General features: G+C 70.5%; 18 protein-coding genes. 7 read left to right on the top strand and 11 right to left on the bottom strand.

Annotated features, from left to right (window positions below):
* Positions 1-1,632, bottom strand: coding sequence for an FAD-binding oxidoreductase (locus AB0300_RS04990; protein WP_231729438.1), 1,632 nt, complete (start codon positions 1,630-1,632; stop codon positions 1-3).
* A gap of 20 nt (positions 1,633-1,652) precedes the next feature.
* Here AB0300_RS04990 and AB0300_RS04985 point away from each other — a divergent pair, with 20 nt between their 5' ends.
* Both AB0300_RS04985 and AB0300_RS04980 read left to right on the top strand, forming a co-directional pair.
* The gene (locus AB0300_RS04985) at positions 1,653-2,261 is read left to right on the top strand and encodes a TetR/AcrR family transcriptional regulator (protein ID WP_025103564.1); all 609 of its coding nucleotides are present in this window, start codon (positions 1,653-1,655) and stop codon (positions 2,259-2,261) included.
* Positions 2,258-3,700: a glycerol-3-phosphate dehydrogenase/oxidase gene (locus AB0300_RS04980; protein WP_366215570.1), complete on the top strand. Its 1,443-nt coding sequence runs from the start codon at positions 2,258-2,260 to the stop codon at positions 3,698-3,700. Before AB0300_RS04985 ends, AB0300_RS04980 begins: the two co-directional genes overlap by 4 nt.
* Before the next feature lie 28 nt (positions 3,701-3,728).
* Here the strand turns inward: AB0300_RS04980 and dxs are convergent, their stop codons facing one another.
* From dxs to dut, 5 genes are all read right to left on the bottom strand, one after another.
* Positions 3,729-5,669 carry a 1-deoxy-D-xylulose-5-phosphate synthase gene (gene dxs / locus AB0300_RS04975; RefSeq protein ID WP_366215569.1) on the bottom strand — a complete coding sequence of 647 codons (1,941 nt, stop codon included), beginning with the start codon at positions 5,667-5,669 and terminating at the stop codon, positions 3,729-3,731.
* A gap of 155 nt (positions 5,670-5,824) precedes the next feature.
* Positions 5,825-8,704, bottom strand: coding sequence for an aconitate hydratase (locus tag AB0300_RS04970; RefSeq protein ID WP_197426452.1), 2,880 nt, complete (start codon positions 8,702-8,704; stop codon positions 5,825-5,827).
* Between the two features lie 108 nt (positions 8,705-8,812).
* Positions 8,813-9,547: a DUF3159 domain-containing protein gene (locus tag AB0300_RS04965; protein WP_366215568.1), complete on the bottom strand. Its 735-nt coding sequence runs from the start codon at positions 9,545-9,547 to the stop codon at positions 8,813-8,815.
* Positions 9,544-10,131, bottom strand: coding sequence for a DUF3710 domain-containing protein (locus AB0300_RS04960; protein WP_025103569.1), 588 nt, complete (start codon positions 10,129-10,131; stop codon positions 9,544-9,546). The genes AB0300_RS04965 and AB0300_RS04960 overlap by 4 nt, the downstream gene beginning before the upstream one ends.
* The gene (gene dut, locus AB0300_RS04955) at positions 10,128-10,598 is read right to left on the bottom strand and encodes a dUTP diphosphatase (RefSeq protein WP_126893121.1); all 471 of its coding nucleotides are present in this window, start codon (positions 10,596-10,598) and stop codon (positions 10,128-10,130) included. Before dut ends, AB0300_RS04960 begins: the two co-directional genes overlap by 4 nt.
* A 12-nt stretch (positions 10,599-10,610) precedes the next feature.
* On the opposite strand from dut, the gene AB0300_RS04950 reads away from it, so the two are divergent.
* Positions 10,611-11,075 carry a DUF3093 domain-containing protein gene (locus tag AB0300_RS04950; protein ID WP_025103571.1) on the top strand — a complete coding sequence of 155 codons (465 nt, stop codon included), beginning with the start codon at positions 10,611-10,613 and terminating at the stop codon, positions 11,073-11,075.
* A gap of 74 nt (positions 11,076-11,149) precedes the next feature.
* Here the strand turns inward: AB0300_RS04950 and AB0300_RS04945 are convergent, their stop codons facing one another.
* Positions 11,150-11,443, bottom strand: coding sequence for a DUF4193 domain-containing protein (locus AB0300_RS04945; protein ID WP_025103572.1), 294 nt, complete (start codon positions 11,441-11,443; stop codon positions 11,150-11,152).
* A 199-nt stretch (positions 11,444-11,642) separates the two neighbouring features.
* Between AB0300_RS04945 and sepH the strand changes: the two genes are divergently transcribed.
* Positions 11,643-12,692, top strand: coding sequence for a septation protein SepH (sepH, locus tag AB0300_RS04940; RefSeq protein WP_249521841.1), 1,050 nt, complete (start codon positions 11,643-11,645; stop codon positions 12,690-12,692).
* A 15-nt stretch (positions 12,693-12,707) separates the two neighbouring features.
* Here sepH and AB0300_RS04935 read toward each other — a convergent pair whose 3' ends face one another.
* Entirely contained in the window at positions 12,708-13,829 is a 1,122-nt protein-coding gene (locus AB0300_RS04935; protein WP_338566145.1) for a nucleotide pyrophosphatase/phosphodiesterase family protein, read from the bottom strand.
* Positions 13,830-13,873: 44 nt separating this feature from the next.
* On the opposite strand from AB0300_RS04935, the gene AB0300_RS04930 reads away from it, so the two are divergent.
* Positions 13,874-16,315, top strand: a complete 2,442-nt coding sequence (locus AB0300_RS04930) for a DNA topoisomerase IV subunit A (protein WP_366215567.1) — start codon at positions 13,874-13,876, stop codon at positions 16,313-16,315.
* A 60-nt stretch (positions 16,316-16,375) separates the two neighbouring features.
* Here the strand turns inward: AB0300_RS04930 and AB0300_RS04925 are convergent, their stop codons facing one another.
* Positions 16,376-18,490 (bottom strand): DNA topoisomerase IV subunit B, encoded by a 2,115-nt coding sequence (locus AB0300_RS04925; RefSeq protein ID WP_036292541.1) that lies wholly within the window; start codon positions 18,488-18,490, stop codon positions 16,376-16,378.
* A 178-nt stretch (positions 18,491-18,668) separates the two neighbouring features.
* On the opposite strand from AB0300_RS04925, the gene AB0300_RS04920 reads away from it, so the two are divergent.
* Entirely contained in the window at positions 18,669-18,887 is a 219-nt protein-coding gene (locus AB0300_RS04920; RefSeq protein WP_025103577.1) for a hypothetical protein, read from the top strand.
* 26 nt (positions 18,888-18,913) lie between these two features.
* Here the strand turns inward: AB0300_RS04920 and AB0300_RS04915 are convergent, their stop codons facing one another.
* Both AB0300_RS04915 and AB0300_RS04910 read right to left on the bottom strand, forming a co-directional pair.
* Positions 18,914-19,951: an alanine racemase gene (locus AB0300_RS04915; protein WP_025103578.1), complete on the bottom strand. Its 1,038-nt coding sequence runs from the start codon at positions 19,949-19,951 to the stop codon at positions 18,914-18,916.
* Between the two features lie 11 nt (positions 19,952-19,962).
* Positions 19,963-20,667: an alanine racemase C-terminal domain-containing protein gene (locus AB0300_RS04910; protein WP_231729440.1), complete on the bottom strand. Its 705-nt coding sequence runs from the start codon at positions 20,665-20,667 to the stop codon at positions 19,963-19,965.
* Between the two features lie 84 nt (positions 20,668-20,751).
* On the opposite strand from AB0300_RS04910, the gene AB0300_RS04905 reads away from it, so the two are divergent.
* Positions 20,752-21,768: a sugar-transfer associated ATP-grasp domain-containing protein gene (locus AB0300_RS04905; RefSeq protein ID WP_025103580.1), complete on the top strand. Its 1,017-nt coding sequence runs from the start codon at positions 20,752-20,754 to the stop codon at positions 21,766-21,768.
* Positions 21,769-21,802 lie beyond the last annotated feature (34 nt).

The raw sequence follows: 21,802 nt of genomic DNA, 5'->3' as shown, positions 1-21,802 counted from the left end.
TCAGACGGTCGTCCCGATCGGGACATCGGCGAGGACGGCGCCCGGGTTCATGATGCCGCGGGGATCGAGCTCCCGCTTCACGGCAGTGAGGATCCGCATGCCGGTGTCCCCGATCTCCTCCGCGAGCCACGGGGCATGATCGCGACCCACGGCGTGATGGTGGCTGATGGTCCCGCCGTTCGCGAGGATCGCGTCGTTCACTCTCCCCTTCACGAGCGCCCACGCGCCGAGGGGGTCCCGTCGCAGCCCGGCGAGGACCGTGAAGTAGAGGGAGGCGCCCGTCGGATACACGTGGGAGACATGGCACATGATGTATGAGCGGGCATCCGCCGCGTCGAAGCCGTCCCGCAGGGCCGCCTCGACCGCTTCCTTCAGAGTGCGCAGGTTCGACCAGGTCGTCGCGGTCTCCAGCGTCTCGCAGAACACCCCGGCGTCGAGCAGAGCGTCGCGCAGGTACGGACCGTCGAATCGTCCCGCCGCCCAATCCTCCGCGTCGCCGGTGCCGGCACTGCGGCCGCCTGCCGCAGCGAGGATCGCGGCGGTCCGGTCCCGGCGGCCGGCGGCGTCCTCGCCCTCGAACACCGTCACGACGCCGGCTCCCTTCGCGAGAGCCTTCCCGATCCGGCCGACCTGGGCGAGGCTCACCGCGGTCTCGGCTTCGTCGGAGAGGCGGATGACCGTGGGACCCGCACCGTGCTGCACCACCCGCCGGAGCGCATCGGCGCCGCGGTCGAAGTCCGGGAAGGTCCACGACTCGAAGATCCGGTCCGTCGGCACCGGATGCACCCGGACCCGGACCTCGGTGATCACGCCGAAGATCCCCTCAGAGCCCAGGAAGAGGCGGACGAGGTCGGGGCCGGCGGCCGATCCCGGTGCGCGGCCGAGGTCGAGGTCCCCCGTGGGCGTCGCGACCCGGATCCCCGTCACCATCGCGTCGAAACGCCCGTTGCCCGCGGAGTTCTGTCCGGAGGATCGGGCGGCGGCGAAACCGCCGATCGTGGCGTACCGGAAGCTCTGCGGGAAGTGCCCGAGCTCGAACCCCTGGGCGCCGAGCAGCGCTTCGGCCTCGGGTCCCGTCGTGCCCGCCGCGAGAGTCGCCTGACCACTGAGCGGGTCGAGGTGGAGCAGCCCGGAGAGTCGACGCAGGTCCAGGCTGACGACGGCACGATGCCGGCCGGTCTCCGGATCCAGCGCACCGACCACGCTCGTTCCTCCGCCGAACGGGATGACGGCGATCCCGCGCTCCCCCGCCAGAGCGAGGCAGGCGCGCACGGCGTCGTGGTCCGCAGGGAACACCACGGCGTCGGGCGCATCCTGCTCGGGATGCCGTCGTCGCAGAAGGTCGGGGGTGGAGCGTCCTCCGGCGTGCCGGAGGCGCACCGACGTCGTGACGTCCACCGCATCGGGGCGGACCACCGCCGCCAGCGCGTCGCGATCATCCGCGGTCAGTCGCGAGGGCCGCACCCGCACGTCATCCAGCGCCGGCGGACGGGGCGGACGGGGAACACGACCCAGCAGCAGGGGCAGCAGGCCGCGCACCGCGAGCGGAAGGTCTTTCGCCCGGTCCGGATCGCCCCAGCCGTTCCAGCGCATCTCGGGCCTGTCGGCCCCTCTGCCGTTCGCCTGCTCCATGGGTTACAGTGTGACACATCATGGAAGAACGTCAACCGCTCGCCGTGCGCTCGGAGATCCTCGCGCCGACCTGGGACGCCACGCAACGCCGGGTGCTCGACGCCGCCGACGAGCTGCTCGTCCGCGCCGGCGTCCACGGGGTGACGATCGCCGCCCTCGCGCGTCGTTCCGGTCTCAGCCGGCCCACCATCTACCGGACGTGGCGGGATGCCGACGACGTCGTCCGATCCGCGCTCCTCCGGCGGGTCGCCGACCTCCTCAGCCGGTTCCCCGCGACGACCGGCTCCCGGGACGCGCTCGTCGCGGACGTGCTGCGGTTCACCTCCCTGTTCCGGGCCGACCCCGTGTACGGCCACCTCCTCGACGAGGAACCCGAGGCGTTCACGCGCTACACCCTGCACCGGGTGGGGTCCAGCCAGCGACTCATCCTCCAGTGGCTCGCCGACGCGATCGCGGCGGCGCAGGCCCAGGGCTCGGTTCGCGCGGGTGACCCCGGCGAGATCGCCGTCATGCTGCTCCTGATCGCCCAGTCCGCCGTGCTGTCGCACGGCACGGTGGCCGACCTCATCGACGAGAAGGCGTGGGAACGCGAGCTCCGCGCCGCGCTGGACGGCCACCTCCGGCCATGACCCCCGCCCCGACTGCCCTCCACGCGGCCCGCCGCCGAAGCGATCTCGCCGCGGCGGCAGACGGCACCTGCGACGTCCTCGTGGTCGGCGGCGGGATCACCGGGACAGGCGTGGCCCTGGACGCCGCGTCGCGCGGTCTCCGGGTGACCCTCATCGAGGCGGAGGACCTCGCCTTCGGGACGAGCCGGTTCAGCTCGAAGCTCGTCCACGGCGGCCTGCGGTACCTCGCGACGGGCGACGTGGCGACGGCGCGCGAGAGTGCGCGGGAGCGGCATCTCCTGATGTCGGTGATCGCGCCCCACCTCATCCGTCCGCTCGGACAGCTGCTCCCGTTCGCCCCCGGTGTCAGCGGCCGCCAGCGGGGGGCCGGGGCGGCGGGGATGGCGATGGGCGACCTCCTCCGGCTGCAGGCGCGCACGAGCGCGAAGACCCTCCCCGGGCCGCACCCCGTCGGGGCCGCGAGGGCGCTGCGCCTGTTCCCCGCCCTGAACCCCCGCGGACTGCGCGGCGGCATGGTCACGTACGACGGCCAGCTGTCCGATGACGCCGCCCTCGTCGTCGCGGTCGCGCGTACGGCGGCCGGTCTCGGCGCGCGGATCCTCACCAGGGTCCGCGCCGAGCGGCTGCACGCGGACGGCGCTGCAGCGACGGACACGCTCACCGGGGAACGCATCGATATCCGGGCGCGGACGGTCATCAACGCCACCGGGGTGTGGGCGGCGACCCTCGACGACGGCCTCACCCTGCGCCCGAGCCGCGGCACCCACATCGTCCTGGACGCCGCGGATCTCGGCGATCCGGCCGCGGCGCTGACCATCCCGCTGGAAGGTTCTGTCAGCCGCTACGTGTTCGCCCTGCCACAGCGCGGCGGGCGTGTCCTCGTCGGTCTCACCGATGTCGACGCGCCGGGTCCCATCCCCTCCGTCGCCGAGCCCACCGAGGCCGAGATCGGCTTCCTCCTGGAGACACTGAACCGCCTGCTCGCGGTGCCGGTGGCGCGGGACCGCGTCTGCGGAGCCTTCGCCGGCCTCCGCCCGCTCGTCGACACCGGAGCGGCCGAGACCGCAGACGTCTCCCGTCGGCATCTCGTGCGCGCCTCCGCGTCGGGGGTGATCTCCGTGCTCGGCGGCAAGCTGACGACCTACCGGCGGATGGCCGAGGACGCCGTGGACCTGGCGGTGCGGCAGTACGGCCTCCGCGCCGGCCCCAGTGGCACCGCGACCCTGCGCCTGATCGACGATCCCGCACCGGGCGATGTCGTCGAGGGCGGCGCCCTCTCCCGCGCCGCCGTCGAGCACGCTGTGCGTTCGCAGGGCGCGATGACCGCAGCCGATGTGCTCGACCGCCGCACGCGGATCGGGCTCGTCTCCGACGACCGCGTCCGAGCCCTTCCGGCGGTGGAGCGGATCGTCGCCGAGACACTCGCCGACCTGCCCTGACGGGCAGCGGACGCCGGGGGATCCTCCGTCAGTGACGCTCGTGGAGCGGGAGCTCGATCGCGCCGGTCTCACCGGCGTGGCGGGCCTTCGGGATGCGGGTGCCCAGCACCTGCGCCACGACGTCCTGGGCGATCTTCGAGGCGGTGAGACCGGCGTCGGCGAGGATCTGATCGCGCGACGCGTGATCGATGAACTCGTCGGGAAGGCCCAGCTCGTCCACCGCCGTGTCGATCCCCGCCTCGCGGAGCACCTGCCGCACGCGGGTGCCGATGCCACCCACGCGGATGCCGTCCTCGAGCGTGATCACCAGGCGATGCCGCGCCGCCAGCTCGACCACCGAGGGCTGCACCGGGATGGCCCATCGCGGGTCGATCACGGTGGCGCCGATGCCCTGGGCGCGCAGCCGGTCGGCCACGTCGACGGCCAGCGCGGCGAACGGGCCGATGGCGACGATGAGGACGTCTTCGCCCTCGCCGCGCGCCAGCACGTCCACGCCGTCCGAGAGGCGCTCGAGCGCCGGCAGATCGGCCGAGACATCGCCCTTCGGGAAGCGGATGACGGTCGGAGCGTCCTCGACGGCGACCGCTTCGTCCAGCGCCTCGGTCAGACGCGCACCGTCACGGGGCGCCGCGATGCGGATGTGCGGGACGATCTGCAGCATGGCCAGATCCCACATGCCGTGGTGACTCGGGCCGTCGGGACCCGTGACGCCGGCCCGATCGAGCACGAAGGTCACGCCCGCGCGGTGCAGCGCGACGTCCATGAGCACCTGGTCGAACGCCCGTCCCATGAACGTGGCGTACACGGCGACGACCGGGTGCAGGCCGCCGTACGCGAGTCCGGCGGCCGAGGCCACCGCGTGCTGCTCGGCGATGCCGACGTCGTAGACACGGTCGGGGAAGCGCTCCGCGAAGGGGGCGAGGCCGGTGGGCCGGAGCATCGCCGCGGTGATGGCGATCACGTCCGAGCGGCGTTCCCCGACCTTCACGAGGGCGTCGGAGAAGACGTCGGTCCACCCGCGGCCGCCCGAGGACAGCGTCTCCCCCGTCGTCGGGTCGATCTTGCCGACCGCGTGGAACTGGTCGGCCTCATCGTCGCGGGCCGGCTGATACCCGCGGCCCTTCTCGGTGATCGCGTGCACGATGACGGGTGCGCCGTAGGACTTCGCCAGCTCCAGGGTCTCCAGCAGCGCCGGAAGATCGTGGCCGTCGACGGGACCGAGGTACTTGATGTCGAGGTTGGAGTACAGGGCCTCGTTGTTGGTGAACCGCGAGAGGAATCCGTGGGTGCCGCCGCGCACTCCGCGGAACACCGCTCGACCCACCGGCCCGAACGCGCGGAAGAGGCGATCGGACTTGTGGTGGAGGTCCTTGTACGCCGCCGCAGTGCGGACCCGGTTCAGGAAGCGGGACATGCCGCCGATGGTCGGCGCGTAGGAGCGGCCGTTGTCGTTGACGACGATCACGAGGTTGCGGTCGTTGTCGTCGGAGATGTTGTTCAGCGCCTCCCACGTCATGCCTCCGGTCAGCGCGCCGTCGCCGACGACCGCGACGACGTGTCGGTCCGCGCGGCCGGTCGCGGTGAGTGCTCGGGATACGCCGTCGGCCCAGCTCAGCGAGCTGGAGGCGTGAGAGGACTCGACGACGTCGTGCGGGCTCTCCGCACGCTGCGGGTAGCCCGCGAGCCCCTCCCGGACGCGCAGCTTCGAGAAGTCCTGGCGGCCGGTGAGTATCTTGTGGACATAGGACTGGTGGCCGGTGTCGAAGATGAAGGGGTCGTCCGGCGAGGAGAACACACGGTGCAGGGCGATCGTGAGCTCCACGACACCGAGGTTGGGACCGAGGTGCCCACCCGTCTGCGAGACGTTCTCGACGAGGAAAGCCCGGATCTCCGCAGCGAGTTCTTCCAGTTGCTCCGGCGAGAGCCGATCAAGATCGCGCGGTCCAGAGATGCTCGGAAGAATGGGCATCTGCGCCTCCTCACAGGCCTCGGCAGAGCGTCCGAACGGGTGCGGACGTCTTCCCGATCCTACCGCTCGGAGCCGGGAATCCCCCGAGGGCGGGAGACCCTTGACACGCCGAAGGGGCCCGTGTCCGTGGACACGAGCCCCTTCGTCGTCGCGGCTCAGACGAGCGAGCGCAGCACGTACTGCAGGATGCCGCCGTTGCGGTAGTAGTCCGCCTCACCGGGGGTGTCGATGCGGACGACCGCGTCGAACTCGACGGTCTGCTTGCCCTCGGGCGAGTGCTCGCTCGGGGTGGCGGTGACCTTGACCGTCTTCGGGGTGACGCCGTTGTTGAGCTCCTCGAGTCCCGTGATCGAGACGATCTCGGTGCCGTCGAGACCCAGCGACTCCCAGCTCTCGCCGGCGGGGAACTGCAGCGGGACGACGCCCATGCCGATGAGGTTGGAGCGGTGGATGCGCTCGAAGCTCTCCGTGATCACGGCCTTGACGCCCAGGAGGCTCGTGCCCTTGGCCGCCCAGTCGCGGGACGAGCCGGAGCCGTACTCCTTGCCGCCGAAGACGACGAGCGGGGTGCCCTGCTCGGCGTAGTTCATGCACGCGTCGTAGATGTACGACTGCGGGCCGCCCGGCTGCGTGAAGTCGCGGGTGTAGCCACCCTCGACGACCTGTCCGTCGTTCACGGCCGAGACCATGAGGTTCTTCAGGCGGATGTTCGCGAAGGTACCGCGGATCATGACCTCGTGGTTGCCGCGGCGCGAGCCGAAGGAGTTGAAGTCCTTGCGGTCGACGCCGTGCTCCGTGAGGTACTGGGCCGCGGGGGTACCCGGCTTGATGTTGCCGGCCGGCGAGATGTGGTCGGTGGTGACCGAGTCGCCGAGCGTCGCCATGACGCGCGCACCTTCGATGTCCTTCACCGGGGTGAGCTCCATCGTCATGCCGTCGAAGTACGGGGCCTTGCGCACGTACGTCGAGTTCTCGTCCCACTGGAACGTGTCGTCGTCCGGCGTCGGCAGGTTGCGCCAGCGCTCGTCACCGTCGAACACGGTGGCGTACTGCTTGATGAACTGGTCGCGCGAGATCGACGAGTCGACGATCTCCTGGACCTCGTCCGGCGAGGGCCAGATGTCCTTGAGGAACACGTCGTTGCCGTCCGCGTCCTTGCCGAGCGCGTCGGTCTCGAAGTCGAAATGCATCGAGCCGGCGAGGGCGTACGCGATGACCAGCGGCGGGCTGGCCAGGTAGTTCATCTTCACGTCCGGGCTGATGCGGCCCTCGAAGTTGCGGTTGCCCGAGAGGACGGCCGTGACCGCGAGGTCGTGCGAGTTGATCGCCTCGGAGACCTCTTCGATGAGCGGCCCGGAGTTTCCGATGCAGATGGTGCAGCCGTAGCCGACCGTGTAGAAGCCGAGGCCCTCGAGGTCCTTGTCCAGACCCGACTTCTCGTAGTAGTCGGTGACGACCTTCGAGCCGGGGCCGAGCGTGGTCTTCACCCACGGCTTCTGCTTGAGGCCCTTCTCCCGCGCCTTGCGGGCGAGGAGGCCGGCGGCGATCATCACCGACGGGTTGGACGTGTTGGTGCACGACGTGATGGCCGCCAGGGTGACGGCGCCGTTGTCGAGGATGTACTTCTCGCCCTCGGGAGTCGTGACCGGGACCGGATTCGACACGTTCGCCGGCGCGCCGCTGCTGATGTGCACGGGACGCGTGGTCGGCTCCTCCTCGCCGGGGACCTGACCGGGGTCGGACGCCGGGAAGGAGTGCTTGGACTCGAGGTCGACGATGTCGTCGCTGGTCGACGCCGTGGCGTAGTTCAGGATGTCCTGCTCGAACTGCGTCTTCGCCTCGGAGAGGAGGATGCGGTCCTGCGGGCGCTTCGGGCCGGCGATGGACGGGACGACCGTGCCGAGGTCGAGCTCCATGTACTCGCTGAAGACCGGCTCGTGGGAGGCGTCGTGCCAGAGCTTCTGCTCCTTGGCGTAGGCCTCGACGAGCGCGACGGCCTCCTCGCTGCGGCCGGTGAGGCGCAGGTAGTCGAGGGTGACGTCGTCGATCGGGAAGATCGCGGCGGTCGAGCCGAACTCGGGCGACATGTTGCCGATCGTCGCGCGGTTGGCCAGCGGCACCGAGGCGACGCCCTCGCCGTAGAACTCGACGAACTTGCCGACGACGCCGTGCTTGCGCAGCATGTCGGTGATGGTCAGCACCACGTCGGTCGCGGTCACGCCGGCGGGGATCTCACCCGAGAGCTTGAAGCCGACGACGCGCGGGATGAGCATCGACACGGGCTGGCCGAGCATCGCGGCCTCGGCCTCGATGCCGCCGACGCCCCAGCCGAGCACGCCCAGTCCGTTGACCATCGTGGTGTGCGAGTCGGTGCCGACACAGGTGTCGGGGTAGGCCTGGAGGACGCCGCCGTTGGTGCGGTCGTAGATGACCTTCGCCAGGTGCTCGATGTTCACCTGGTGGACGATGCCGGTGCCGGGGGGAACGACCTTGAAGTCCTGGAACGCGGTCTGGCCCCAGCGGAGGAACTGGTACCGCTCGCCGTTGCGCTCGTACTCGATCTCGACGTTGCGCTCGAGGGCGTTCTCGGTGCCGAAGAGGTCGGCGATGACGGAGTGGTCGATGACCATCTCGGCCGGCGAGAGCGGGTTGATCTTGTTCGGGTCGCCGCCGAGCGCCGTGACGGCCTCACGCATCGTGGCGAGGTCGACGATGCAGGGCACGCCGGTGAAGTCCTGCATGACCACGCGCGCCGGCGTGAACTGGATCTCCGTGTTGGGCTCCGCGTTGGCGTCCCACGACCCGAGCGCCTCGATCTGCGCCTTCGTGACGTTCGCGCCGTCCTCGGTGCGAAGCAGGTTCTCCAGGAGGACCTTGAGGCTGAAGGGGAGCTTGTCGAAACCGGGCACCGTGTCGATGCGGAAGATCTCGTAGTCGGTGCTGCCGACCGTCAGGGTGCTCTTGGCACCGAAGCTGTTCACCGTGGACACGAATCCGTCTCCTTCTATTCGGATGGGAGCGACAGGCGCCTCCATCTTGCTCGCCGGTGCGGCCGCGCGGCTAGCAAGGGGGACCTAACCAGTCTGCTCCGCGCTGGTCACCGGCGAAAGCCCGTGATTTATCTTGATGTCGAGATAAATCTATCACGCCGCCGCGGGGTCGTCGTGCGACGACGCGCGGGGATAGAGCGCACGGACCACCAGCCAGGTCACCGCGATCAGGGGCGCGAACAACGGCAGTCCCATCACGAGCTTGAGGGTTCCGAGAGCGGTGACGTCGCCGGCCAGGTACAGCGGGAACTGCACGATCAGTCGGGCGAAGAACAGCGCGGCCCAGGCGATGCCCAACCAGAAGAAGGCCCGCCGCTTGCGACGGTCCGCACGCCAGGCGGTTCCCTCCCCCATGAGGAAGCCGACCGCGAGACCGATGACGGACCAGCCGATGAGCGCCGAGACGAGGATCGCCGACCCGTAGACCGCGTTCGTGATGAGGCCGGGGACGAAGTTGTCCTCGCCGCGGCCCGTCCACAGGGCCAGACCGGCGGCGGCCACGGCCGCGATCAGTCCGCCGAGGGCGGCCGACGGCGGAGACTTCTGCACCAGCCGGATGACGGTGAACACGGCGGCCAGACCGACGGACACTCCGAGGGGCAGCAGCAGGGGCTCAGGCCGAAGGGTGAACAGGATCACGAACGCGAGGCTCGGGAGCACCGACTCGAGGATCCCGCGCCAGCCGCCCATGGCGGACCAGACGACCTTGTGCGTGCTCGCGCTCTCGGACGGGTCGAGCCCGGCCTTGCGCGCGGCGCCGCCGAGTGCTGCTCCGAGGATCTCCGACGCGCTCTGCGTGCGCGGCTCCTCGGCGTCCGGCGTGGTCACGCGGAGCCCGGCGTCGCCGGCATCTTCAGCGGGATGAGGTCGCGCGGCGGCATGGGCGCTCCCCCGCGGACGACGACGATCGAGCGGAATAGGTCCTCGACCTTCGCCGCCGCCTCCGGGTCGGACGCCGCCGCGCCGCCGATCACACCACGCAGGAACCAGCGGGGCCCGTCGATGCCGATGAAGCGCGCGAGGCGCAGGCCGGAGCCTTCACTGGCGGTCGCGGGCACCTCCGCGAGCAGCTCCTTGCCGAGCGGCCCCTCCCGCTCCTCGACGCGACCGCCCTGCGCCTTGACCTGGTCGCGCAGCTGGACGCGCGTCTCGTCCCACAGACCGCCGCTGCGCGGAGCCGCGAACGGCTGCACCTGGAGCGACGACTCGGCGTAGTCGAGCCCGACCGCCACGATGCGCTTGCTCTGCTCCTCCACCTCGAGCCGCAGGTTCAGCCCCTCGCGCGGCAGAATCTTGATCCCGCCGAGGTCGATGTACGGGCGGACGGGGTTCGCCTCGGAGTCGTCGAACGGGCCCTCGGTGGCGCGGTTCTCCGGCGCCGACTTGGAAGGAGTCTCGTTGCTGTCGGTCATTTCGCCTGTCCTGCTTCGTTCTCGGGGGTCTGTGCCTGGTAGCCGGTCGAGCCGAATCCGCCGGCGCCGCGAACGCTGTCCGGCAGCTCGTCGACCGGGAGGAACCGGGCACGGGCGACGGGCATCACGATGAGCTGTGCGATGCGATCGCCGACGGCGACATCGTACGCGCTGTGGATGTCCGTGTTGATCAGACTGACCTTGATCTCGCCCCGGTAGCCGGCGTCGACGGTGCCGGGAGAGTTCACGATCGAGATGCCGTGCTTCGCCGCGAGACCGCTGCGGGGCACCACGAAGGCCGCATAGCCGTCCGGCAGCGCGATGCGCACGCCCGTGGGGACGAGAGCGCGCTCCCCCGGCTCCAGCCGCACGGCCTCGGCGGCGACGAGATCGGCTCCGGCGTCACCCGGATGCGCATAGCCGGGGACCGCTGCGGCGATAATGGGGACATCAACGGAATCGGTCACCCCATGAGGCTAATGCAGAACCCCGCAACGGACGCACGTCCCCGCTACCACGAACGCCTGGCCCCCAGCCTGTGGCTGCTGGTCACGATCGCCCTGGCGGGACCGATGGTGTCCCTGATCTTCGTGCCGGTCGGCTCGACCTTCGCGCTGCTGCTCGGCGGAGCGGTGTCCGCGCTGCTCGTGGTGGCGGCCATCGCCCTGGCTCCGGTCGTCTCGGTGCAGGACGGCGTGCTCCGCGCCGGACCCGCCCACATCGACGTGCGCCACCTCGGCGAGCCGGTGGCGCTGACCGGCGACGAGGCACGGGCCGCACGAGGACCGGAGCTCCCGGCTCGCGGGTGGCACCTCATCCGCGGCGGCATCGACGGTGTCGTCGTGGTGCCGAACATCGACGAGGCAGACCCCGTCATCGCGTGGACGATCTCGACCAGGACGCCCGATCGGCTCGCCGCGGCCATCCGCGCGGCGCGGGGCTGACCGCCCCCGGAGAAACGACAGCGCGCCCCTGACCGGATGGTCGGGGGCGCGTGAGGCGTCGCGCAGAGGGCTGCTCAGGCAGCGCACTCCTTGCAGATGGGGCCATCGGGTCCCTCGTGGTCGAGCTGCGAGCGGTGCTTCACGAGGAAGCAGCTCATGCAGGTGAACTCGTCCTGCTGCGCGGGCAGCACGACGACATCCAGCTCGAGATCGGAGAGGTCCGCGCCCGGGAGATCGAAGTTCGACGGGTTGTCGGAGTCCTCGTCTCCGGTCGTGCCGGACAGCTTGTCCGGCACACGCTCCTTGAGGGCTTCGATCGACTCGGAGTCGTCTTCACTCTTTCGGGGAGCGTCGTAATCGGTTGCCATGCGGTGAATCTCCACTTTCATGGTGCGAGTGGGCGGGTGCGCCGTCGGGTAATCGGCGGCCATAGTTTGCATGACCGGCGGGCGTTTCGCAAATGCCCTCCCATGCGACAGGGCAAACTCACGGCACGCCCGCCGTATTCCCTCTCCCGACGCGTCTCCCATGACACCATGAACCCACACCCATCAGAGGGGCATTCGCATGGAAAACGTCACCATCGTCGGCACAGAAGCAGGAGTGCTCGTCCTCGCGACCGAGGCGGGCGAGCGGTTTGCGCTGCCCATCGACGCCGTGCTGCAGCGGGAGATCCGCCGCGCGACCCGCCAGGCCGAGCCGGCGGCGCAGAAGCTCGCCGCGAGTCCGCGGGACATCCAGGCCCAGATCCGCGCCGGTCTCACCGCCGCAGAGGTCGCGGAGCTCCTCGGGATCAGCGTCGACGACGTCGCACGCTTCGAGGGTCCCGTCCTCGCCGAGCGGGAGCACATCATCGGGCAGGCGCTCGCCGTCCCCGTCCTCATCGGCAGCGAGGTCGAGCCCGACGCGCAGCCGACGTTCGGCGCCGCGGTGCGCGCCAAGCTGGCCGAGGTGGGCGCGTCGTCCGAGCGCTGGGCGAGCTGGAAGGAGGAGTCCGGCTGGATCATCAAGCTGGAGTTCTCCGCCAACGACGTCGAGCACGACGCGCGCTGGAGCTTCGACCCTCGGCGGAGCGCCCTCTCGCCGCTGAACGCCGACGCCACGCAGCTCTCGCGACAGGGGTCCCTGCCGGAGGGCCTGATCCCGCGACTGCGAGCTGTGGAGGCCGACCGCGCCGCCTCGCCCTACAAGGACGACAGCCGCTTCGACTCCGGCGCCTTCGGACCGCGCCTCGTCCCGGCTCCCGCGGCCGAGGCAGAGGAGCCGGCGCAGCCCGAGCGCTCGGCGCCGGCGGTCGAGGACGCCGCGATCAACCGCGCCCCCGACGCCGCCTCGACGAGCCCCGAGACCGCCGATCTCCTCGAGGCCCTGCGCCGTCGCCGCGGCCAGCGCGAGGCGGCGCCGATCGAGCACGAGATCGAGGACGTTCAGGACGACACCGATCCGATCGCCCTCTTCGCCGCATTGGAGGAGCCGGACGACGAGCCCGCGGCCCCGGAACCCACGCCTCGTCAGCCGTCCTCGAACGACGCCGGCGACAGCGGCGGCCGTCGGCGGCGCCGCAACGCCATGCCGTCGTGGGACGAGATCGTCTTCGGAGCACGCACCGACGAATGACCGCGGTCGCTCGCGTCAGGAGGCGAAGGCGCCGAGCCGCAGGAACGGCACCCTGGTCTCCTCCGGGGTGAGTGCGCCGTGCTGCCCGATCATGCCGCGGTTGCGCTGGTCCTCGGCCGTGCCGTCGTAGAGAGCGCGCACACCCGTGGCGGCGATCAGCACGTCACCGATCCGGGACCGGGCGTCGTCGCTGACGACGGGGCCGAAGAGACCGGCCCGCAGCGCCTCCTCCCGGGTGGCGACCTCGGCCACCCCCTCCAGATCGCGGCGCAGACGCGTAGCCAGCACCGCGGTGTCGGAGTCCGGCTCCCGGTACAGGTGCAGCATGCGGGGCTCGCCCCCGACGTGCCGGATGCCGACGAGATGCTCCTCCTCGAGCACGACCTGCCGATGGGACGGTACGTCGACCATGCCGTGATCCGAGGTCACCACCACGCCCACGCGCGGCGGGACGCGGACCGAGAGCGCGCCGTCGATCCGCTCCAGCGCGGTGACCCATTCCGCGGAGTCCACCCCGTGCTTGTGCCCCGCCTTGTCGACCTCGGGCAGGTAGCAGTAGACGAGGGAGCCCGGATTCTCCGCGGCCAGGGCGTAGGAGGCCTCGACCCGTTCCTCCGGCGTCGCCGCGGCGACGAATGTCGCGCCGCGGAGGGTCGCACGTGTGAAGCCGCTGTGCGCGTACGCCGCCAGCCCCACGGCGAAGACCGGCCGGCCCGTCGCCGCCATGCGCTCGAACACCGTGGGGGCGGCCTGCCAGGTGAGCGGGTCCAGACCGTCCGTCTCCCACCCGCTGAGCTGATTCACGAGGACATCCCGCTCCGGGTCTCGGACGCGATAGCCGACGAGACCGTGCTCCCCCGGCCAGACCCCGGTGGTGAGACTCGTGAGGGCGGCCGCCGTCGTCGTCGGGAAGACCGTCTGCGCGACGTCCTTCTTCGTCATCGTCGCGGTGAGCGAGCGGGCGTGACCGGCGTGCCCGCGGAGGCTGATCGCCCCGAGGCCGTCGATCACCACGAGCACGGCCGAATCGACGCGCGGCAGCGTGGCGGATTCGCCGCGGAGAGCGGCGCACAGGTCGTCCGCCACCCCGACGACGCTCCGGGCGCCCGGCGGCGCGGACGGTAGCATGAAGGACATCCGAGCCAGTCTGACACAGGCTCCCGTACGCCCTCAGGAAGTCCATGCCGAAAACCCCGCCGCCCGAGCCTGTCGAGGAACGCATCCAGGACATCGATCTCTCTCACGAGATGCAGGGCTCCTTCCTGGAGTACGCGTACTCCGTCATCTATTCGCGGGCACTCCCGGACGCCAGAGACGGCCTCAAGCCGGTGCAGCGCCGCATCCTGTTCCAGATGGCCGAGATGGGTCTGCGCCCGGACCGCGGCCATGTGAAGAGCGCCCGCGTCGTCGGCGAGGTCATGGGAAAGCTGCACCCCCATGGCGACTCGGCGATCTATGACGCGCTCGTCCGCCTCGCGCAGGAGTGGGCCCTCCGGGTGCCGCTCGTCGACGGTCACGGCAACTTCGGATCCCTGGACGACGGCCCCGCCGCCGCGCGGTACACCGAGGCGCGTCTCGCCGCCCCCGCGCTCTCGCTCACCGAGAACCTCGACGAGGACGTCGTCGACTTCATCCCGAACTACGACGGCCAGTTCCAGCAGCCGGCCGTGCTGCCCGCGGCGTTCCCCAACCTGCTCGTCAACGGTGCCAGCGGCATCGCGGTGGGCATGGCGACCAACATGGCGCCGCACAACCTCATCGAGGTCGTCGCCGCGGCGACCCACCTGCTCGAGAACCCGGACGCCACCACCGAGGACCTCATGGAGTACGTCCCCGGTCCCGACTTCCCGTCGGGCGGGATCCTCATGGGGCTCGACGGCGTCAAGGACGCCTACACGACCGGGCGCGGTGCCCTCAAGGTCCGCGGGCGGACGTCGATCGAGCCGCTGGGCCCCCGGCGCACGGGCATCATCGTGTCGGAGCTGCCCTACATGGTCGGTCCGGAGCGTCTCATCGAGAAGATCCGCGACGCGGTGCAGGCGAAGAAGCTGCAGGGCATCAGCGACGTCACCGATCTCACCGACCGCAACCACGGCCTCCGCGTCGCCATCGGGATCAAGACCGGTTTCGATCCGAACGCCGTGCTGGAGCAGCTCTACCGGCTCACCCCGCTGGAGGACTCCTTCAGCATCAACAACGTCGCCCTCGTCGACGGCCAGCCCCGCACCCTCGGGCTCAAGGAGATGCTCAGCGTCTACGTCGGCCACCGCATCGAGGTCATCACCCGCCGCAGCCGGTACCGTCTCGCCCGCCGGGAGGAGCGCCTGCACCTGGTGGAGGGTCTGCTCATCGCGATCCTCGACATCGACGAGGTCATCCAGGTCATCCGGTCGTCGGACGACACCGAGCAGGCCCGCACCCGGCTCCGGTCCGTGTTCGACCTCAGCGAGCCGCAGGCCGAGTACATCCTCGAGCTGCGGCTGCGACGTCTGACCAAGTTCTCGCGCATCGAGCTCGAGGCGGAACGCGACGCCCTCCTCGCGGAGATCGCGTCGCTGCGCGAGCTGCTCGCCAGCCCGGCCCTGCTGCGCGCGGCCGTCGCCCGGGAGCTGGACGCCGTGGCCGAGGCGTACGGGACGCCGCGGCGCACCCTGCTGATGAACGCGGCCCCGCCGAAGCCCCGTGCGACGAAGGGCGCCGTCGACCTGCAGATCGCCGACGCGCCGACCACCGTCGTCCTCTCGACGACGGGCCGCGCCGTGCGCGTGGACCTCGGCGAAGGACAGGTGTTGACGGCTCCGGCCCGGCGGAGCAAGCACGATGCCATCCTCGCGACGGTCGAGACGACGGTCCGCGGCGAGGTCGGGGCGCTCACCAGCACGGGACGCGTCGTCCGCTTCTCCCCCGTGGACCTGCCCTCGGTGCCGGGCACCTCGGTGCAGCTCGCCGCGGGGACTCCGCTTCGCGACTACCTGGGGATCACGACCAAGAGTGAGCGCATCCTCGGGTTCGTCCGTTTCGACAGCGAGACCCCCGTCGCGCTCGGCACCGCCCAGGGCATCGTGAAGCGCATCGTGCCGTCGACCCTGCCCGTGCGGCCCGACCTGGAGGTCATCGGCCTCAAGACCGGAGACTCCGTGGTCGGTGTGGCCGACGCGGCGGATGACGCCGACCTCGTGTTCCTGACGACGGATGCGCAGCTGCTGCGGTTCTCGGCCTCGACGGTCCGCCCCCAGGGCGCGCCGGCCGGCGGCATGGCGGGCATCAAGCTCGGCTCGGGCGCCTCCGTCCTCTTCTTCGGCGCCGTCCGCCCGGACACCGATGCCGTCGTCGCCACGGTGTCGGGCGCGGAGAGCATCCTGCCCGGCACCGATCCCGGCCGCGCGAAGGTCTCGGCCTTCACGGAATACCCGTCGAAGGGCCGCGCGACCGGCGGCGTCCGCGCCCACGCCTTCCTGAAGGGCGAGGACCGCCTCACCGTCGCCTGGGTCGGCCCGAACCCGGCTCTGGCCGTCGACCCCACCGGCGCGGTGCGCAAGCTGCCGGACGTGGGGGCACGACGCGACGCCTCCGGTCAGCCGATCGACGGCGTCATCGGCAGCATCGGCCGCACGCTCGTCTGATCCGTTCCACGAAGAAGGGGACCCGGCCGCGCCGGGTCCCCTTCTTCGTGACTTCTGCTCTCAGGCGTCGATGGACTCACGGGAGAGCTGGTCGGCGGAATCGATGATGAACTCCCGCCGCGGGGCGACCTCGTTGCCCATGAGCAGTTCGAAGACGCGGCCCGCCGCCTCGGCGTCCTCCATCCGGACGCGGCGGAGCAGACGACCGGAGCGGTCCATCGTCGTGTTCGCGAGCTGCTCGGCGTCCATCTCGCCGAGACCCTTGTAGCGCTGGATCGGCTCGTGCCAGCGCTTGCCGGCCTTGCGGAGCTTCGCGAGCAGCGCGTGCAGCTCCTGCTCGCTGTAGGTGTAGATCGTCTCGTTCGGCTTGGATCCCGGGTTGATGACGATGATCCGATGCAGCGGCGGCACGGCGGCGAACACCCGTCCGTGCTCGATGAGGGGCCGCATGTAGCGGAAGAACAACGTGAGCAGGAGGGTGCGGATGTGCGCGCCGTCGACGTCGGCGTCGCTCATGAGGATGATCTTCCCGTAGCGCGCGGCGTCGATATCGAAGGTCCTCCCGGAGCCGGCCCCGATCACCTGGATGATCGACGCGCACTCGGCGTTGGACAGCATGTCGCCGACCGACGCCTTCTGCACGTTGAGGATCTTCCCGCGGATCGGCAGCAGCGCCTGGAACTCGCTGTTGCGCGCGTTCTTCGCCGTGCCAAGGGCCGAGTCTCCCTCGACGATGAAGAGCTCGCTGCGCTCCACGTCGTTCGTCCGACAGTCGACGAGCTTGGTCGGCAGGGTCGAGGACTCGAGCGCGTTCTTCCGGCGCTGCGTCTCCTTGTGGGCGCGTGCCGACACGCGGGCCTTCATCTCGGAGACGATCTTGTCGAGCAGCTGCGTGGCCTGGCTCTTGTCGTCGCGCTTGGTGGAGGTGAAACGCTGCTGGAGGTCCTTCCGCATCACCTGGGCCACGATCTGGCGCACGGCGGGCGTGCCGAGCACCTCCTTCGTCTGACCCTCGAACTGCGGCTCCGGCACGTTGACCGTGAGGACCGCGGTGAGGCCGGCGAGGACGTCGTCCTTCTCGAGCTTGTCGTTGCCGACCTTGAGCCGGCGGGCGTTCTGCTCGACCTGGCTGCGGAGCACCTTCAACAGCTCCTGCTCGAAGCCCTGCTGATGCGTACCGCCCTTCGGCGTGGAGATGATGTTCACGAAGGAGCGGATGCGGGTGTCGTAGCCGGTGCCCCAGCGCAGGGCGATGTCGACGGCGCAGACGCGCTCGACCTCGGTCGCCACCATGTGCCCGTCCGGCTGCAGGACCGGGACGGTCTCGGTGAACGTCCCCTCCCCCTGGATGCGCCAGGTGTCGGTCACCGGCGGGTCGACCGCGAGGTAGTCCACGAACTCGGAGATGCCGCCCTCGTAGAGGTACGACGTCTCCACGGGGCCGGTCGGCGCACCGTCCTCCCCCACCCCGGCGCTCGCGGCGCGCTCGTCGCGCACCACGATCTCGAGCCCGGGGACCAGGAAGGCCGTCTGACGCGCCCGCGTCTCGAGCTCGGCGAGCTGGAACGCGGCGTCCTTGGTGAAGATCTGGCGGTCGGCCCAGTACCGCACCCGGGTGCCGGTGACGCCGCGCGGCGCCTTGCCGACGACGCGCAGCTCGCTGTTCTCCTCGAACGGGGTGAACGGCGCATCGGGCCGCTTCTCCCCCGAGTCCTGGAAGATGCCGGGCTCACCGCGGTGGAAGGACATCGCGTAGGTCTTGCCGCCGCGGTCGACCTCGACGTCGAGGCGCTCGGAGAGGGCGTTCACGACCGAGGCCCCGACGCCGTGCAGACCGCCCGATGCCGCATAGGAGCCACCGCCGAACTTCCCTCCGGCGTGCAGCTTCGTGTAGACGACCTCGACGCCGGTCAGACCGGTTCGCGGCTCGACGTCGACGGGGATGCCGCGACCGCGGTCATGCACCTCGACGCTGCCGTCGTCGTGGAGGATGACGTCGATGCGCGAGCCGTTGCCGGCCACCGCCTCGTCGACGGAGTTGTCGATGATCTCCCAGAGGCAGTGCATGAGCCCGGGCGAACCGTTCGAGCCGATGTACATGCCGGGGCGCTTGCGGACCGCCTCGAGTCCTTCGAGCACCTGGAGATGATGGGCGGAGTACTCGGCATTCACAATCTCCGAGTCTATTCGCGGGAGGGAGCCGCCCCTCGCAGACACTCCCCGGGTCGCCGCGTTCGCGGGTGCGCGCGTACGCGCTGAGCGAAACACGCCGTCGACCGGGCATGCCCCCAGGTGCAGCGTGGTTGTATTGAGCACGACCAACAAGGACGCCGACACCCGAGGAGGCCCCGAGATGAATGCAACGACCGAACGTGAGACCTCCGCTGTCGAGTACCGCCTGACCGCGATGGACCGCTGCGACTCGTGTGGAGCGCAGGCCTACATCGCCGCCGAGGTCAACGGTTCCGAGCTGCTCTTCTGCGCCCACCACGGCCGCAAGTACGAAGAGAAGCTGCGCAGCGTGGCCACGAGCTGGCACGACGAGACCGCTCGTCTCATCGAGACGGTCTGATCAGCGCCTGAGCCGGTCGAACCGGTTCAGTCCACGACCCTCCGCCGAATCCGCGGACCGAGGCGGGTGAGGATCTCCTCGCCCACCGTATCGATCCGCTCGGCGAGGGTCGTTGCTGTCTCCTCCCCCTGTGCGCCGGGGCCGAAGATCGTCACCTCGTCGCCGACCGCCATCCCCGGCCAGCCTTCGACAGTCATCGTGGCGACATCGATGGTCGAGACCGCACGCGAGCCGGCGGGGGTGCCCACCGTCATCCCGGCCAGCGTGGAGGGGACGCCGTCCAGGCTCCCGACGGCGACGATCGCGCTCTCGCCCTCCACCCGCACGACCGGCGCGACGAGACGCGCCGCGGGACGAACCCCGTCGAGGTCCGGACCGTCCGCCGAGCGGATGCCGTAGCAGAACGCGCCGATCCGCGACACGGTCCCGCGCAACTCGGGTCGCCACCAGGACGCGGCCGAGGCCGTGAGGTGTACAGACCCCGGCTGCGGCCCGGTCAGGCCGACCTGCCGGACGGCGTCGAGGAACACGGCCTGCGCCTCGTCGTCCTCGGCATCGCTCGCCTCGGCGATGTGGCTCCAGACGCCGACGAGGGCGAGTGCGCCGGAGCGCTCGGCGTCTCGGGCTTCGGCGACCGCGGCCGCCCAGTCCTCCGGGCGCACGCCGTTGCGATGCAGCCCGGTGTCGATCTTGAGGTGGATCCGTGCGCGCACGCCGAGGACCTCCGCCCGCGCGGCGATGCGCCGGAGATACTCGACCGTGCCGACGCCGAGCTCGATGTCCTGCAGGAGCGCCTCGTCGATCTCCTCATCGGTCGAGGTCGCCCAGGCGAACACCGTCACCTCTCCGCCCGCGATGCGCCGGACCTCGACGCCTCCGCGCACGTCATAGCTGCCGAACGAGGTCACCCCGGCCTCGAGGGCCGTCTCGACCGCCCAGCGGAGCCCGTGGCCGTAGGCGTCGTCCTTGAGGACCAGCATCAGCGTGGAGTCGCCGAGGCGGTCACGGACCGCCGCGATGTTCGCGCGGAAGACGGCACTGTCCAGACGCAGTTCGGGGCGCATCGGGCCTCCCATCATGCCTCCCATCCGCGCACGGCGTGCGCTCCCGGGACCGCGACGAGCTCGGCCGGGGTCATCCGGGTCAGCTCCGCCCAGCGCGCGATAGCGCCGGAGGCGGGTCCGGTCCCTCCGAAATAGGTCACCGCGTCGCCCACCTCCGCGAGAGCGCCCTGGAGGTCGATGACGCAGACGTCCATCGCGACACGCCCGACGATAGGGTGCAGTGCGCCGTCGATCTCCACGTCCGCGTGGTTGCCCAGGGCCCGGACGACGCCCTGAGCGTAGCCGCCCGTCACGAGCGCGACCGTGGTGTCCGCCGCCGCCCGGAAGGTGTAGCCGTACGAGACGGCCTCTCCCGCCCGCAGGCGCTTGGTGGACATGACACGGCCAACCAGACGCATGACCGGAGGCGTCGTCGGGAGGCCCTCCGCGGATGGCAGCCCATAGAGGAGACGGGGATCGAGGTCCGGCTCTCCAGTGGTCGTGGCGGTGATGCCTTCGAGACGGAGCGCCTCGACCTCTCCGGGAGAGTCCACGAGGACCTCCTCCGCTCCCGCCGCGGTCACCGCCTGGGCGACGGCGAGCAGACCGTGACCCCACGCATCGCGCCGGAGGTCGGCCCGGCGACCCCCCGCCCGGATCGCCGCGGACGCGCCGGCAGCGAGGGCCGAACGCGAGATCATCGCCTGCGGAAGCGCACTCGAACTCGTCTCACACACGTGCTCCAGCCTAGCTTCCGCGCTCCCAGGAGCCTGGGGGCTCCCCGCGTAGACTGGGACGTCGATCCCTAGACCCGGAGCTTCATGTCTCGTCTTTCTCTCGCGCCCCGCATCCGCTACCTCCTCGGCCGTGCCCGCCGCATCGACGTCGGTTCCGTCTTCGAACGTGCCAAGGAGGCCTCGGCCCAGCATCACCGGCCCGTGCCCACGATCGTCGCCGACATGCTCTGGTCGGCGGCCCGTCACAACGTCGGCTTCCAGGACTACATCGACTACGACTTCGCGATGCTGAACCGCGCCGAGCGCGAGACGTACATGACGCACCCCGTGTCCAACCAGCTCTCGCAGAAGTACGACCACCCCGACTTCCGCTGGATCTTCCAGGACAAGATCGAGTTCAACCGCAAGTTCTCCGCGCACCTGCACCGCGAGTGGATGGTGGTCGAGGAGGGGAACGCCGACGAGGTCCGCGCCCTCACGGAGCGCCTCGGCACGATCGTCACGAAGGAGCCGGTCGGTCAGGCCGGCACCGGTGTGCACCGGTATCACGCCGCCGACATCACGGACTGGACCGAGTTCCACCGCGGCCTCCTCGATCGCGGCGAGCTGCTGATCGAAGAGGTCATCCGTCAGCACGACGACCTGGCGGCGGTGTGCCCCGGGACTGTGAACACCACGCGCATCACCGCGTTCTTCGACGGCGAGAAGGCGCACATCCTCGCGATGGCGCAGAAGTTCGGCCGCGGCGCGGTGAGCGATCAGATGACATTCGGCGGCTTCTACACGATGCTCGACGAGAACGGGCACGCGGTGGGGGCCGGCTACGACTCGCACGGCCACGTCCACGAGACGCACCCGGACTCCGGGTTCCGCATCGCCGACTTCCAGCTGCCGTACATGGACGAGGTACGCGCGTTCATCGATCAGGTCGCCCGCGTCGTGCCGCAGGTGCAGTACGTGGGCTGGGACGTCGTCGTGACCCCGGACGGCCCCGTGCTCGTCGAGGGCAACTGGGGCGCGGGCGTGTACGAGAACAAGCCCAGCGTCACCGGTATCCGGACCGGGCACAAGCCGCGCTACCGCGAGGTCATCGGCTTCTGACCCTGTCGAAGCGTCGACCCGGCCCCTTACGCGC

Origin of the sequence: Microbacterium sp. NPDC078814 (assembly GCF_040702645.1) — a bacterium.
Lineage (GTDB): Bacteria > Actinomycetota > Actinomycetes > Actinomycetales > Microbacteriaceae > Microbacterium.
This window is presented reverse-complemented; position numbering and strand designations above follow the sequence as displayed.

Excerpts from the sequence above, each read along its gene's own strand:
- AB0300_RS04990 (WP_231729438.1), bottom strand. The coding sequence starts at position 1,632 with ATGGAGCAGGCGAACGGCAGAGGGGCCGACAGGCCCGAGATGCGCTGG.
- AB0300_RS04985 (WP_025103564.1), top strand. The coding sequence starts at position 1,653 with ATGGAAGAACGTCAACCGCTCGCCGTGCGCTCGGAGATCCTCGCGCCG.
- AB0300_RS04980 (WP_366215570.1), top strand. The coding sequence starts at position 2,258 with ATGACCCCCGCCCCGACTGCCCTCCACGCGGCCCGCCGCCGAAGCGAT.
- dxs (WP_366215569.1), bottom strand. The coding sequence starts at position 5,669 with ATGCCCATTCTTCCGAGCATCTCTGGACCGCGCGATCTTGATCGGCTC.
- AB0300_RS04970 (WP_197426452.1), bottom strand. The coding sequence starts at position 8,704 with ATGGAGGCGCCTGTCGCTCCCATCCGAATAGAAGGAGACGGATTCGTG.
- AB0300_RS04960 (WP_025103569.1), bottom strand. The coding sequence starts at position 10,131 with ATGACCGACAGCAACGAGACTCCTTCCAAGTCGGCGCCGGAGAACCGC.
- AB0300_RS04950 (WP_025103571.1), top strand. The coding sequence starts at position 10,611 with ATGCAGAACCCCGCAACGGACGCACGTCCCCGCTACCACGAACGCCTG.
- AB0300_RS04945 (WP_025103572.1), bottom strand. The coding sequence starts at position 11,443 with ATGGCAACCGATTACGACGCTCCCCGAAAGAGTGAAGACGACTCCGAG.
- sepH (WP_249521841.1), top strand. The coding sequence starts at position 11,643 with ATGGAAAACGTCACCATCGTCGGCACAGAAGCAGGAGTGCTCGTCCTC.
- AB0300_RS04935 (WP_338566145.1), bottom strand. The coding sequence starts at position 13,829 with ATGTCCTTCATGCTACCGTCCGCGCCGCCGGGCGCCCGGAGCGTCGTC.
- AB0300_RS04930 (WP_366215567.1), top strand. The coding sequence starts at position 13,874 with ATGCCGAAAACCCCGCCGCCCGAGCCTGTCGAGGAACGCATCCAGGAC.
- AB0300_RS04920 (WP_025103577.1), top strand. The coding sequence starts at position 18,669 with ATGAATGCAACGACCGAACGTGAGACCTCCGCTGTCGAGTACCGCCTG.
- AB0300_RS04915 (WP_025103578.1), bottom strand. The coding sequence starts at position 19,951 with ATGCGCCCCGAACTGCGTCTGGACAGTGCCGTCTTCCGCGCGAACATC.
- AB0300_RS04905 (WP_025103580.1), top strand. The coding sequence starts at position 20,752 with ATGTCTCGTCTTTCTCTCGCGCCCCGCATCCGCTACCTCCTCGGCCGT.